Annotated in this window: 10 protein-coding genes, 1 tRNA gene and 3 pseudogenes; 7 read left to right on the forward strand and 7 right to left on the reverse strand. The window is 51.7% G+C overall.

Features of this window, described 5'->3' with window-relative positions; genetic code table 11:
• Positions 1-44 precede the first annotated feature (44 nt).
• Entirely contained in the window at positions 45-533 is a 489-nt protein-coding gene (locus ACR0BT_RS11770; protein WP_480503753.1) for an SH3 domain-containing protein, read from the forward strand.
• A 27-nt stretch (positions 534-560) separates the two neighbouring features.
• Here ACR0BT_RS11770 and ACR0BT_RS11775 read toward each other — a convergent pair whose 3' ends face one another.
• Positions 561-1070 (reverse strand): ferritin, encoded by a 510-nt coding sequence (locus tag ACR0BT_RS11775; protein ID WP_480763198.1) that lies wholly within the window; start codon positions 1068-1070, stop codon positions 561-563.
• 370 nt (positions 1071-1440) lie between these two features.
• Between ACR0BT_RS11775 and ACR0BT_RS11780 the strand changes: the two genes are divergently transcribed.
• Positions 1441-1515, forward strand: a tRNA-Gln gene (locus ACR0BT_RS11780).
• Positions 1516-1697: 182 nt separating this feature from the next.
• On the opposite strand, the gene ACR0BT_RS11785 is transcribed toward ACR0BT_RS11780, so the two are convergent.
• Positions 1698-2006: a hypothetical protein gene (locus ACR0BT_RS11785; RefSeq protein ID WP_480763199.1), complete on the reverse strand. Its 309-nt coding sequence runs from the start codon at positions 2004-2006 to the stop codon at positions 1698-1700.
• Positions 2007-2584: 578 nt separating this feature from the next.
• Positions 2585-3925: a tetratricopeptide repeat protein gene (locus ACR0BT_RS11790; protein ID WP_170392507.1), complete on the reverse strand. Its 1341-nt coding sequence runs from the start codon at positions 3923-3925 to the stop codon at positions 2585-2587.
• Positions 3926-4018: 93 nt separating this feature from the next.
• Here ACR0BT_RS11790 and ACR0BT_RS11795 point away from each other — a divergent pair, with 93 nt between their 5' ends.
• From ACR0BT_RS11795 to ACR0BT_RS11810, 4 genes are all read left to right on the forward strand, one after another.
• Positions 4019-4237: a hypothetical protein gene (locus ACR0BT_RS11795; protein ID WP_170392508.1), complete on the forward strand. Its 219-nt coding sequence runs from the start codon at positions 4019-4021 to the stop codon at positions 4235-4237.
• A gap of 24 nt (positions 4238-4261) precedes the next feature.
• Positions 4262-5728, forward strand: a complete 1467-nt coding sequence (gntH, locus tag ACR0BT_RS11800) for a guanitoxin biosynthesis MBL fold metallo-hydrolase GntH (RefSeq protein ID WP_223116882.1) — start codon at positions 4262-4264, stop codon at positions 5726-5728.
• A 14-nt stretch (positions 5729-5742) separates the two neighbouring features.
• Positions 5743-6723 (forward strand): CobW family GTP-binding protein, encoded by a 981-nt coding sequence (locus ACR0BT_RS11805; RefSeq protein WP_170402051.1) that lies wholly within the window; start codon positions 5743-5745, stop codon positions 6721-6723.
• Positions 6724-6888: 165 nt separating this feature from the next.
• Positions 6889-7686 carry a transporter family protein gene (locus ACR0BT_RS11810; protein WP_480763200.1) on the forward strand — a complete coding sequence of 266 codons (798 nt, stop codon included), beginning with the start codon at positions 6889-6891 and terminating at the stop codon, positions 7684-7686.
• 1325 nt (positions 7687-9011) lie between these two features.
• On the opposite strand, the gene ACR0BT_RS11815 is transcribed toward ACR0BT_RS11810, so the two are convergent.
• Positions 9012-10730 (reverse strand): glycosyltransferase family protein, encoded by a 1719-nt coding sequence (locus ACR0BT_RS11815; RefSeq protein ID WP_480763201.1) that lies wholly within the window; start codon positions 10728-10730, stop codon positions 9012-9014.
• 1207 nt (positions 10731-11937) lie between these two features.
• A pseudogene (locus ACR0BT_RS11820) lies at positions 11938-12609 on the reverse strand (cephalosporin hydroxylase family protein).
• A gap of 154 nt (positions 12610-12763) precedes the next feature.
• Here ACR0BT_RS11820 and ACR0BT_RS11825 point away from each other — a divergent pair.
• Positions 12764-13049 (forward strand): annotated as a pseudogene (locus tag ACR0BT_RS11825) (transposase); the annotation flags it as partial.
• 28 nt (positions 13050-13077) lie between these two features.
• Here ACR0BT_RS11825 and ACR0BT_RS11830 read toward each other — a convergent pair.
• Positions 13078-13387 (reverse strand): annotated as a pseudogene (locus ACR0BT_RS11830) (transposase); the annotation flags it as partial.
• A 169-nt stretch (positions 13388-13556) separates the two neighbouring features.
• Positions 13557-14009 (reverse strand): SRPBCC family protein, encoded by a 453-nt coding sequence (locus tag ACR0BT_RS11835; protein WP_480763202.1) that lies wholly within the window; start codon positions 14007-14009, stop codon positions 13557-13559.
• Between the last annotated feature and the right edge of the window lie 45 nt (positions 14010-14054).

The raw sequence follows: 14054 nt of genomic DNA on the forward strand, positions 1-14054 counted from the left end.
GCAGACAGGCAGTGAGTGCTAGTTTTTCAGTGAACCGCCATTTTGTGGTGTTGATATCGGTTTTCCTGCTCGTGCTCGGCGCAGTGGCCGTGTCCGCGCAGGAAAAACGCGGTCCAGTGACGAATCTACCGCTTCCGCGATATGTCTCGATGAAAGCCGCCGAGGGTAATGTCCGTCGCGGCCCTTCGCTGACTCACCGAATCGATTGGGTGTTCAAACGGCGTGGCATGCCGCTGCAGATCACGGCCGAATATGGAAACTGGCGCAAGGTTCAGGATCGAGACGGTGCCGGGGGTTGGGTGCATTACGCGCTGCTTTCAGGTGTGCGGACAGTCCTTATCGAAGCCGACTTGCTGCCGGTTTACGCGATGCCTGATCCCAAATCGCAGGTGAATGCGCATTTTGAAACCGGCGTCGTCGCCCGGCTTGAAAAGTGCTCACCCGATTGGTGCCGCATTTCTGCAGGCGGCTATCGCGGCTGGACCCTGAAAAGCAATCTTTGGGGGGTCGACCCCACCGAGATTCGGGAATGACGTGCGTGCGCGACAGCGCCGACTGAGCTACTCCGCGCCTGCAGCGCTGCCGCGTTTGGCCAGTTCCTGATCCAACAACAGCAGGTTCCATCGGTCCCCGTTGGCCGCCTTGGCCTTATCCAGGATCGATGTGAACAGGTCTTCTTCCTCTATCTGTTCGGCCAGGAACCAGTTCAGCATATTCTGTGTGCTGTATTCTTTGACCTCATGCGCCAGCTCAAACAACGCGTTGATCTGGCCCGTCACGGTTTGCTCCTGCGCCAGCGCCTGCTCCAGTACATCAACGGGTGATCCATAGTCCGTTTGCGGTTTTGCGATGCCGTCGAGATTTATCCTCCCACCCCGCTTGGCGATAAAGTCGAATATACGCATTGCATGGGTTTCCTCTTCGGCAGAATGCCCCCGAAACCAACTGGCAAATCCAGGCAGATCCTGCGCCTCAAAATAAGCCGACATCGCCAAGTAGGCGTACGAAGCGTGGAGCTCATTGTTGATCTGCTTATTCAATGCTTCTGCAACTTGCGGGTTCAGTTTCATTGCTCGCTCCTTTTTCGTGCTGGTTAGCGGACTTTATCTAGCTAGGTCCGAAGCCAAAGACATTCAACTGATAAAGGAAATTTTTATCGCTATTAATCAATAATTTAATCCAATTCTTGTGCTATTGAAACGCAGTCGCAGGAACGAGCGTTGTGGCGCATTGCGGATTGTATCTCGCGACCGCTAAACCAAGGATTGCCAGTTGGATTTTCGTTTTAGAGATCTAGCTTCGCCTCAAACAATCGCCTGACCCCTACTCGACCATCCCAACGATCCAACCGCCATCAGACTAAATTGCATATCCACATCAAAATTGTCCAAAAAAGCCCTTGAACCCTGAAAGCAACAGTCGTAGATAGCCGCTCACCGTTGGGGTGTAGCCAAGTGGTAAGGCAGCGGTTTTTGGTACCGTGTATCGTAGGTTCGAATCCTACCACCCCAGCCATGATTTCCCGGAAATCACATACCGAGAAGTTGCACGCCGATTATAGCGTGTTTTCAGCGACTTAAGATCCAGCAATTTCAACTGAGACCCGAGCGTGTGCGCAACAGTGGTCGATTTCCGACCACAGTCCCAGGTCGCGATTCCGACGGTACGAGTTTGGTGTGTTTCGGAGAGGCGGCAGATCAGAGGGCAGAAAAGCGCTTGTGTTGATCTGACCAGATCGCCGGGAAACCCGACCTGATCAGGTAGTCCATTGTCAGGCCATCAGTTTGTTCGCCTGAATCGATGGCATCCAGAGCATCAGGCACCAGCATGGCCAGATCGACCACATCCTGCACCCGGCGTTTGGAGCTACCTTCTTCTTGAACGATTTCTGAGAAAGCTCTGCCATCATTGATCATCGCCAACCACCGGCGCGCCTTCACAATCCGGTAGACTGTGCTTTTGTCAGATCCTGATCGCTCAACAATATGTCCTGACTTGCGCATCATCGAAATCGCTGCGCGTGCTGAATGCGGTTGTTAGCCAAAGGCGTTCCGCATCTGCGCAATCGTGGAACCTGCCTTGCGGCACAGCTGTTTCTGTAATTGTTGCTGACGCGTCAGTTTGTTTCGCGCGGATATGGCAGGCGATTTATTGATTTCTGTATCGGATGAAGTTGTCATTTATGTCTCCACTCTAAGGACACAGGCTGATCCTGCGCCCTGTACTGAGCGGAGCCCGGCTGTTCCGGGCAAATATTGGCGATTTCAGTACCGCTTTCTTACGGACCAAAGTCCAGACAATTTCGGCAGATAGAGCCACTACCGCCATTAGTCACTTTATGAGTTCTAGCTGATGCAGCAAATTGGCCACCAAACTGCCGTTCGCTGCATCAGCAACACTGCGCCTCATGAGCGGCGGCTATGCGCGGCAGGCAGACTCTGCAAGTCTGCAATGTCCACCCTCAATCCACAAACGGCGTAGTCCGGTTCAATCGCCGATTTTGTCGGCATCTTACCCTTTCGAAGCGGAACTATTTGAATAGATTTTGACGCTCTTTTCGAGGCAATAGTCGCGATACGTTTCGTCAGTATCTGCTCAGTGCCTCTAGTATTATGTTCCGCGTATTGATGTCGTTGTGGAAAATCCTGTCGGCGAGAAACTCGGACGGAAACTCAGGCCATGTCCTGCGCATTTCAGCAACGAGCCGTCGTGCTTCTTCTGAATTTCCTAACTGATCGTGCGCAACGGCTTGGAACAAGAGCGAAGGAGCACTGACTGGCGCTCCAGCAGCTGGCGCTCCCTGAAAGGCTTCAACAACATTTTCGTAGTTCCCGAGCATAAGTTGCGAGACGCCCCAGATGTTTCTCGCACCAAACCTACCGGATCCTGATTTGGGTCTATCCGGGTTGCTAACCTCGGCAGAGAATTCCGGGGCGTTAGCCAAGATGGCGGTGATACCTGCAAGGTCGAGAATATGGCCATCATTCGGCGCCAGTTCGACCGACATCCTTGCGTATTTCAATGCCTCGTTTGGCTGGTCTTTGACAGCCAGCACCCAACCGTTTGCGCTGTTTGCCCAGGCGTCGGCCGGGGACAATTGAAGCGCTTTTTCAGACATTTCTGAAGCTTGATTGGAGAAATCATCCCTTTGTGATTCATCCGGCGACAACACCGCCAGGATCGCCAGGACCTGCGCTGAGCCGGCATAGCCGTCGGACAGAGCCGGATCGAGTTCCATCGCGTGCTGGAACATTCCCAGTGCTATCTGCTGACGTTTGACATCAAAAACGGGAAAAAACATGCCTCGGGCTTGGTCTGCAATGTTGGCCGCCTGGAGTCTCGTCAATGATTGTTCACCAAGCGCCACACGTTCTGCTTTCTCGATGGATCGAATTGTCGGCACAACCTCCCTGTTATCCTGGCTCATCCAGATGCCAAGCACAGCGACTAATGCAACAACACCTAGTCCAGCAGGCAGCAGTTGCCGCGAACGCCAACGGCCAACTGGATTGTCGCTCTTCAGTTCACTTGATGTACGGTCTTCAATTGTAGATTCGTATGAAAACCGCGGCTTGTATCCGCCGGGATCAACAAAAATGCGAACTCCGTTGCCGTCCCAGTGATCTTCGTAGAACTGATGTAAAAGACGACGCAGTCGCCTAGCCTCAACTCGAACCAGGTTTTGACCACCAGTACCATCTATGCGCCGCCCATAGACCTCAACAGCGATAGCTTTGCCTCTAATCTGAGCGCTTCGACCAGATAGAGTTTCCTCGACTATATAGGTGAGAAACTGCGTGAGTCGGGGTGAAGCTTGAAACCCGTCGCTTGATACAATTCGACTCAGAGCTTCCCGGATGAGTTCCGGAGAAGGTTGGCCAACTTGTTGATTTATTGGCAAATCGTTTGACTTGTTCAATGTCAACTTACCCCCAACTCACGGTGACTCACTTGGCCTTTGCGGTCAACCGCACTCATCTTGATTTGAGAATAGATAGTGGGTGTCGGGATTTTTCCAGTGACGGTGGACCTGATTGAAGAAATTCCGGAACTTTCTGATGTGCTCTCGAGGCGCATTGAAACGGATGCACTACTCGGCGAGGTCATCGAGGACCTGAATAAAGCATCTGCGTTTTCGAAAGACGCATCGATCACGGCCTCAGAGCGCGCCGAATGGGCCCACATCAAATCTGAACTCATCAACGAGCTTCGCCGGATGTTGAAGCGCAACCTGTGAGATACTCTAACTGAGGACCAATCCATGACCAAGGAAGACAATAGAAAAGACCAGGACGACAAACAGGTTCAGGCGTCAGATCAAATTGAAGACCCGTCGCGGCGGAGTGTTCTAAAGGGCTTGGCCACTGGAGCGGCTGCCACAGGGGCGGCTGGGTTTGCGGCAGGAACTGCCGAGGCCCACGAAGGAGGCGGCCCACTAGGAGAAACACTCAAGAACCCATATGGTGGTCGACCCGCAGGTGGCATATCATTGCCGGATTACTTCCGTCCTACGAAGTACATGACCGGTTCAAATGCGAACTATTTTCCGCTTAGTGAGGAGTTGGGGCCAGATGAGATGCGCATCTCATTCTGCGGCTCAACACCATATCCGCCGCGCGAAGATCAGGCGGGTACTTGTATCATGGTGGAGTTGGGGAATGGAAAACGGTTCTTCTTCGACTTTGGGTCCGGTTGTGTCCGCAACATCATTGCGATGCAAGTGCCTGGGCAGTTGATCAACGACATCTTCATCTCTCACCTGCATGTCGACCATTATGCTGACATTCCGTATATTTACCCCTTCCGTGCCTGGTCGGGTGGCTACACGCCACTACGCATCCATGGGCCGTCAGGTCGAACGCCCGAGCTTGGCACAGCCGGAATGGTCAAAGGCATGCAACAGATGCTCAAATGGCATCTGGAGGCCTTTGATGTTTTCCCGATTGGGGACGGCTACGAGATCGAAGTCAATGAATTTGATTTCCGCCAGGAAGGTGGCATCGTTTATGACGAAGACGGTGTGACTGTTCGGTCTTGGCCACGTAGCCATGCCAAGGACGGTGCGGTTGGTTATCGGCTCGATTGGAATGGTCTGAGCTTTGTATGGACTGGCGATGGACGCCCGGATGAGCTTTCACGAAAATACGGCGAAGGCGTTGATGTCTTTGTAACCGAAATGTCGGGGCAGGATATTGGTCAGTTGATGACCTACAAATACGGTATCCCACAAGATCTCTTTAACTACACTATCGATACGCATCACACCTCCCACTATGCCGTGGGTAAGCTCTTTGCTGACACAAGGCCGCGTTTGGGAATGGTGACACACTATACCCAGGATGAAGACATCGACGCTGAAATGCTGGCTGGTATTCGCGCCCACTACGACGGTCTGTTCCAATGGGGTCTCGATGTAGCCGTTGTGAACGTGACCAAGGATGCAATCTGGTACAGGAAAGCTGCACTGCCCGGAAAATCCGGTACTGTGCCACCATTTCGTGAACTGGCTGCGGCGGCCGAGGCCGGGCGTATTGAGCTTCCGGATGAAATCACATTACCGAACCCAAGACTCACCCGCGCAGACCAGCAAGACCAGAAGTATCGAGATATGGAGATCGATCCACGCGAATACTACCCAACTGACGTTTTCCGAGCACCCGGCGGAGACTGGCCGCAGGACTTTACCATCAAAGTTTCGGATGTAATCGGCTCGCGTGATGAAGACTGAGAGGAGATCGAACAATGATTGAATTTGGTTCGACTTCTGCGATCCCTGTTACGATCCTTACCGGCTTTCTTGGAGCCGGTAAGACGACACTTTTGAACCGGATCCTTACCGGCAATCACGGATTACGAGTGGCAGTCCTGGTGAATGACTTTGGATCAATAAACGTAGATGCCGACTTGGTGGTTGGCCTCGAAGATGATGTGATGAGCTTGGCTAATGGGTGCGTTTGCTGCTCGATACGAGATGATCTGATTGAAACGGTAGAAGCTGTTCTCGCTCGGCCTGAGAAACCAGAATACATCGTCCTTGAAGCAAGCGGAGTGTCGGATCCATCGTCAATCGCGATGACGTTTACGGATCAACGGTTCCGGGACATGATCCGCTTGGACAGTCTCATGTGTCTTGTCGATGCGGAACAGCTATTTGCTGCGCCAGAACAAATGGAATTGAAGCTTCGTCAAATTGCGTTCTCGGACATGGTTATTTTGAACAAGGTTGATCTTGTCGACAGGGCCACAGTTCAGAAGGTGCACGACTGGCTTGGCTCTCGCTTCCGTCGCTATCGTCTTGTCGAAGCTGTAAACGCAGACGTCCCTCTGGACATACTTCTTTCAGTCGGTCGCTTTGCCGCCGAACAGCTCGAAACAGAAATACCCGATCATCACGAACATGGGCCAGATTGTGGTTGCCACCACTCTGATCACTCAGACAGCTTCTCAACAACTATGATGAAAGCTGAACGCCCAATAAGCCTGTCTTCCCTCCGGAGTGCAATTCGGAAGCTTCCGGGCGACGTTTATCGCCTCAAGGGTTTTGTTTTCAGCGAGGAGGATCCAGATCATCGCATTCTTGTTCAGGTGGTTGGAAAACGAATGGACATCGCACGGGATGGTGCTTGGGGTGACCGCAAACCCGAAACAAGGCTTGTCGCAATAGGCGCACCGGGGGCGCTCTCCGAGGATGTGCTTTCGGACACGCTTATGGAGACAGTCTGAAAGCCAGTTTCGACCAAGTATTTTGGCTATAAGTCAACCAGGTTGGATAATTTCATCCAGTTCGGCGGTGGCGGACTGTGAGTGGGCCATTGACGTCATTGCCAATCTGGCGATCTCAAGTGCAAGCCACCCATGAGGAAACGGCCAGTTGAAAGGAGACCGCCTATGAAACTAAGGTTGTTACGCTGCTCCATACTTGCCGGGGTTGGTGTCCTTTCTGGTACTGCGTGGGCAGAGTCCCAGGAAGAAGAACTAGCAAAGCAACTTGCCAACCCCGTGGCCGCTCTGATTAGTGTGCCATTCCAGCTGAACTATGATCAGAATTTGGGTGCCGACAGAAACGGTTCGCGTTGGATATTGAATGTACAGCCGGTTGTACCCTTTAATCTTACGGACGATTGGAACGTCATATCCCGAACAATTCTCCCAATCGCCTCCATAGATGGTGGCATACCGGGTTCTGGATCCGAGACTGGGCTAGGAGATACTGTTCAAAGCTTATTTCTTTCGCCCAAAAAACCAAGTGCGGGCGGTTGGATCTGGGGGGCTGGACCCGTTTTTCTGCTGCCAACGTCGACAGATAACAGCTTAGGTCTCGGAGCGTGGGGTGCAGGAGTTACCGGCGTGGCACTCAAACAGCAGGGTCCGTGGACATATGGTGGCCTGACAAATCACATCTGGGACATTGATGGTGATACCGACATCAGCCAGACGTTCTTACAGCCATTTATTTCCTACACAAATTCGAACGCGTGGACGTTCACTATTAACACTGAGTCCACCTACGATTGGGAAAACAAACAATGGTCTGTGCCAATCAACGGTGTTGTCACCAAAGTTACCCAACTCGGGGATCAACTTATCAGCGTAGGCGGGGGGATACGCTATTCGGCCGACGGCCCCGATATTGGGCCCGAAGGTTGGGGCGTGAGACTTGTAGCTACCTTGCTGTTTCCCAAATAGTTGAACCTTTCCTCAAAGAATATCGCTTACCGGATGCAGGCATTGCGCGGATGAAAGCGAACGGCAGATTGTCCGCATATTGGAAATCACCATGCCTGGATTTGAATGTCCGCTTTGGGCTGCAGGCCTGTCTAATGCGTCCGCAGCGCTGAACCGTTGTAGCAATGGCCGGTAAGGGCTCTCTCTCGCCGTTCTCTGCGGTGGGCATCGATTTGAAGTAAGAGCCCTCACCTGCCTTTGATTCCACCTCTGCCATTCGTTCATGCAGCATGCCACAACCGCGCATTCCTGACGTTCCAAATCCAGTGTTAGGTGGCAGGTGAGCGGACCAAAGCTGCCGTTCAGCTCGAATCAGCGGGCCCACGAATTTGGCTCCGAGCCGACATCCATAAATGACCTCAAATGCTGCGAACGTAGCCCACTTTGCTGTTATGCATTGCGATGGTGGGAATGCTTCTTCTACGAGCGACTGCAAAGCGAACGAACTGCCGTGAATTTCGCGCAGGAACTCATTTCACCCGTAGGATTAGGTGAAACGGCTCTATCTGCTTTTGATTGGTTTAAGCCGTTGAATTCGAAGACCCATACGGTTGCGCATAGTCTTGATGGTGTGACGTTTATCCACATCGCATCAAATGAAGTCTGAACTCTGACTCTTTTCCCGACGATGAAGTACGAGTTGTCTACGCACGGTTCCGAAAACCTAGAAGATCACGGAAGTTGTAATCGGGACGGAGAGTAACTTACGTCACGTTTCAAAACAGATCGATGGTGCGCCCAATCCGATAGCATAGATTTAGCCGTAGCCTCCATTTCGGCTGCGGCTAATATAGTTCTTAAGCCATGCACCAAGTGATAATGCGCCTGCCGTACAGCTTTAGGCGGCCGACTTAACTCTTGTGGTTGGTTAGTAAGTCGGCCGCCACAAACCAACCGCGGAAAACCGACGCCACTCCAACGTCCGTTTCTGAACCTCGCTTGAGGATCGTGAAATCCATGGCTGTTTGTTTCGAGAGGGTAAGAAACAAAGCGAGAAGAACGCTACCGCTACTTTTTTTCATACCATTTTCAGAAAGAACAAAATTTTTGACATTTTCCCAACGCAATCGGTAGGTCAATTACCAGGATGGTGTGGATGCCAGAATGTGGTTCTGCAATTACCTTTTCATCACCAACGCAAGCTTCAACAAAAACTGCCGATTCTGGTAGATTTTCACAGACACCCGTCATCAAATTGTCAAGGATCACGACAGAATCGCCTTGGTCCAGAAACTCTCAGGCGATATGGCTGCCGACGTAGCCAGCGCCTCCGGTGATGAGAACAGTCACGAAGCAACCACGGATTGTCCAATGCGGTCAGGCCGACATACTGCTCGGACAAACCGAGGCAACTCAATTTCCGGCCTATCCATAGTCACATAATCGACGGCGTAATCTGCAGCGGCTTTAGAGCGCATTTCGTATTGATCGGATGCTTGAAGAATATATGCAGCTGCTTCGGCCGCAGTATTAACTCGTTTAAGATCCGGGAAGACTGACTCGGGAGCCCCAAAAGGTGCCATCATGGGCCAATTCCGTAGAACCGGTATAGCACCAGTAAGCATGCCTTCGACGAGACTCTCATGACTACCTTCTCTTTGGCTCGTAGATAAAACAAAGCCGATCGACCGGTACCAACTAGCAATGTCGTTTGTATACCCTTCAACTGAAACGCTATCTCCAAACTCAGATAGTCTTTTCTTGAAATTGAGTTGATATTGCGCTTCAGAGTCCGATACATCGCTACCCCAAGGCTTTCCAACGAAACGAAGCCTCCAGGATGGATCATGCACCTGAAGTTCTTTGAGTATGTCGAGAGCGAATATTGGGTCCTTATTTGCGGAAGCGTATTGCGTCATACCCAGGGTCTTTATTGATAACGTCTCGCGCGCTAGAAAGTTGAAACTCGACACATCTCTAAAATTGGGAATGACATTTGTAGCGGTATCCAAAAGAGCCTTTTCACCCACCAGCGCACTCAACACCTTACGAATTTGTGGCGCAATGAATATCAACCCATTGATCCTGCGAAAATTCGCGATCAGAGGGTACGTCGTAAATGCTTCGTAGCTGTGCAAACGAACTATCAGCGGCTTTTCTTCCTGCAAATAGTGACTCATCCAGACAGCGCCCTCCGTCAGCCACTCACAAAAAACGACATCAGCCCAACCAACAAGGTCACTCGCTAACGGATTGCGGTCTGCCAGCGCTTCACGGATAGCGGTCGCAGAGGGTCGCCCGGCGATGCTCCTTGTTTGGTACGAAATACCCAGTTTGCGATCCGTGTTGGGAAACGCCTGCCTGATAATTCCAAAATCGAGGTAACGCACTTCAAATCCATCGTCCTCGAGTGCCTTCGCAGCCAGCGGAAAAAAGTTCCAGTTGTCAGAGACGACCAACACCTTTTTGGACTCGACGGGGGAACCACCATGCGCGCCGCCAACCTGCCCTGCGCCTATAAGGTTCTGCAATTCGATAGGGAAAGAAGCAACGGCGGGATCACCTTCCTGCACGATTTGCATAAACCTCTGAAAAACTTCGGGAACCAGAAGAGGAAGTCCACCCTTGTAAGGCACCCCGAATTTCAGTTCGTGCACCAACCACATATTGAATACACTTCGGCGAGAATTTGCCTCTTCGGCCACACCAAATTGGTCCAACAACTGAATGAACTTTTGGAAATGACTACGATCCTCGAACGCATTACTCAACACGCCGATCATTGCAGAAGACAGTACCTTGCGGCGGCGGCGCGATTTCAAACGCGAAAGAGCGTCAAGCGACTGTTCGGCATCAAGTTGCAGTGCCTTGACGACGGCCAGCGCCTCGAACGTTGCATCAGAACACAATCTGCGGGTCTCAAGCTTCCGTTCGACTTCGTGAACAAGGTCTATCTCCGCTTCTGCAACTAAGTCTGCCTTTCCTGCTCTCACGTCCTCAGCCTTTGCTTTGGCAAGAAGCTGCGCGCCATTCCTCAGCGCTGGATTACAATTCAACGCCTTCAAAATCGTCCCCGACGCTGAACGAAAGTTCTTCTTCTCGAGAGCGTGTTTTGCCGCAGAACGAAGTTTACGTGCTTCGACGTACTTTCTTGGGTGTGTCAGTCGAAAGATTATAGCATGCAATGATGAACTAAGGTGAAGACTGAAGGGCAATTCGAACCACCGATCTGGATTGTATCAATAGATACGCAGAACTATTCTAGGAAAGCGCATCAGTGCAACCGGCGATCCCCTTTATTCAACTGCTATGCCGCATAGTTGCCATACCATTCTAACGCAGCGTTGTTGAACTCAGAACTTCAATCGTATCAGAGGCACACGTTCAAGACGCAATCGTTTCCAACCAGTACAAGCCCCGGCACATGACGTTGCTATACAACGACTTGGACACACAATTTGAACCACCGGCTTTTAACTTGAGACAAATCTGGCAGCCCTAAAGTGGTTCCAGCATTCTTCTGGTGAGAAGAGAGCGTAGATCTCTGAGAAGGCGTCGAACATTTCAGTGAATGTCCTTGCTCCAACGCGATCTGGCTTGGCCGAGACAGCTGGCGGGTGGCGGGTAGACCAGTCGTAGCGTTGTCCCCTTGTCCGTGTGTAGCGTCGCTCGGTGGCCACCAGCGTCTTCTATTGTAATTAAAGCCAAACTTGCTCGGAAACCTGTCATCGCATTAGGGTGTGATTGCACACCGGTCGTATATGCCAGTACATTGGCTAGTTCAGGCATGGTTGTGTCTTCGTCTTGCTCAATCCGTTCGATAAGAAATGAGCGATGGGGATCAAGAATGCTTTCACTGCAAGGTCGAACCTGCGGCGCGGCCTTCAATCGTCCAGTTCGTCGGACCGTAAACCTTGTGCGTGCGCCGGTTGCAGGCGAAAGTTACAACCATAACGCCGTCGCGCTCCCGCATAACCATTCTTCAATCAACTTTCGAAGCCGCGACCGAAACGCATCTGGCAATGGTGCTGTTATGATCCATCCTCTCATAAACGATGAATTACAATTCAGTTCTCATGGGAATCCCGGCGCTTCAGTTTTTCGATAGGACGCTCTAGCGATGTTAGTCCACGCAACAAAGCTTTAAGTGCACCGATCTTGTTCACGGTGTCGCAACAACGGGAACAAATTGAACGGCGTCTATCCAACAAAAAGAAAGCTAAGTGCATGGCCCTGCTGATCGCGACCACATAAAAGTCTTCACCGTCAAATCTAATCCCTACGCAAAAATCCATCAGGTGCAACGGTCACCTGCAGTTTAGTCGCCATATCGCGATCAATGGTGAAATCGGGATTGTCCTTTAACCAGCTGTGCAGAGCCGTTTTGGGGTTGTTCCCAACATCCCAAGGGCGGTCTTCGAAGAATCCCTGCGGCATGTTTTCTACAAAGCTATCAAGAACCAGGCAATAGCAACCTGAGGCAACCAAAGGCCCTTATGCCTCTATTTCGGCGACAACATGGTCGTGGGTATGCATCGAATCGAGACAAACCATGACTCTTTTTGCGTCGCCCACAGCATCCTTGGCACACGCGATAGTGTCTGGCGCAGTCGAGGATCCCTCGATCATAGTGATCCGGGAGGCCATCGGATGGCGTTCCATCGCGACTTTGTTGTGTGCACGAATATCGATGTCAATGCCGACGACGCGTCGCCTCGGATTAGCCGGATCAAGCAAATCTCCGCTTTCCACAGCGTCAGCATAGTCGAGCATGGCCAGCAATGACGCGGACAAAATCAAAGAGCCACCATGGGCGATGCCCGTCTCAAGAATAACATCGGATTTTGTCTCCCATACTATCTCTTGCAAGGCGACTATATCCTGCGGATATTGGATAATTGGCCGCCCCATCCAATCGAAATTGTAAACGTAACGCCGCTGCATGCTTTCGCGCCGCCAATCCTGGGACAAATGCTGAAAACTTGCATCATTTCGAAAGTCCAGAAGAGATGTGAGCCTCCCCAACTGAACTGGTCCACCGATATGTTTAGGAAACGGATGAATGAGAATGGCAAACTAGCGACCGAAGCCAGAAGAGATTGTTTCGTGGTTGCGGCAGGTTGAAGTTCTTATGGGGCGAGGCATGTCCCGTCTTGATGCGATCAGACTGATCGGGGTTGTTGAACAAACCTATTACTGCTGGAGAAAGAAGAACGGTGGAATGGGCGTAGACCAGTTGAAGGAACTGAAACGGCGTTAGAAAGAGACCGAGCGGCTGAAACACGCGGCTTCAGATCTGACTTGGACAAATTATTCCTGACGGAAGCCTCAAAGGGAAACTTTTGAGCCCCGCTTGTCGTCGTCCCCATCCGCGATCACGCTTTCTTTGAGCAGGCGCAATTCCAAGGCCTATTCAGCAAAAACTTCCTTTAGATCACGGGTTTCCCGTCTCAGATCCTTTACTTGGGTGGAAGTCGCCGCGCGGGCCGTATCACCTGCCACGCGTTTCTTGCCGGATTCCAGGAATTCCTTGGACCAGCTGTAGTAAAGGCTCTGTGCAATGCTTTCACAGCGGCAAAACTCGGCATGCTATCCTCACCCTTCCGGTCATCCGGAACGGCCTGATCTTTTCCTCTGCGGAATACTGTTTGCGGGTCGCACGGCGAATGTCCTTTACGACCTTCTCACCGTGGCTCTGCTTGGTTCCGGGTTGCTTTCTCATCTCCACTCCTTGGCGGTTACGATGAGCCAGAAACCCTCTCCTATCAAATCGACTTAAACTGTCCCATTGGCGATGACGTCAGGCAGTTGCGCAGGCGGTACAAGTTACCTTTCTGGTCGTTCGCGGGTGGAGCAAGCTTACAGAACCGCTTCATCCCCACCCATTAAGATCAAATCATCGCGCCTTCATTTACTACATCAGCGAAGGACTTGAAGAATTTTCCAGCGAGCTTCTTGGCTGTGCTCTGGATCAAACGACTGCCGAGCTGAGCCAGTTTTCCGCCAATCTCGGCCTTGGCTTCATAGCGCAGGATCGTTTTGTCGCCGTCTGCACTCAGCGTCACATCTGCGCCACCCTTTGCATGACCAGCGGTACCACCATTGCCCTGACCAGACAGAGAGAATGCATCAGGGGCGCCGGTCTGATCCAGGGTGACATTGCCTCCGAACCGCGCCTTTACGGGCCCTACTTTTAGCAAGACCTTGGCCTCCAATTTAGTATCAGAATGCTTGATTAGTTCTTCACAACCCGGGATGCATTGTTTCAACACCTCGGGATCATTCAGTGCCGCATAGACGCGATCTTTCGGGGCGTTGATGATGATTTCGTCCTTCAGTTCCATACTCTAGTCCTTCTTAGCAACAGGGAAATCTTATGTTGTCTGCTT

The sequence above is a fragment of the Ruegeria sp. CJ6 genome, from assembly GCF_056536665.1.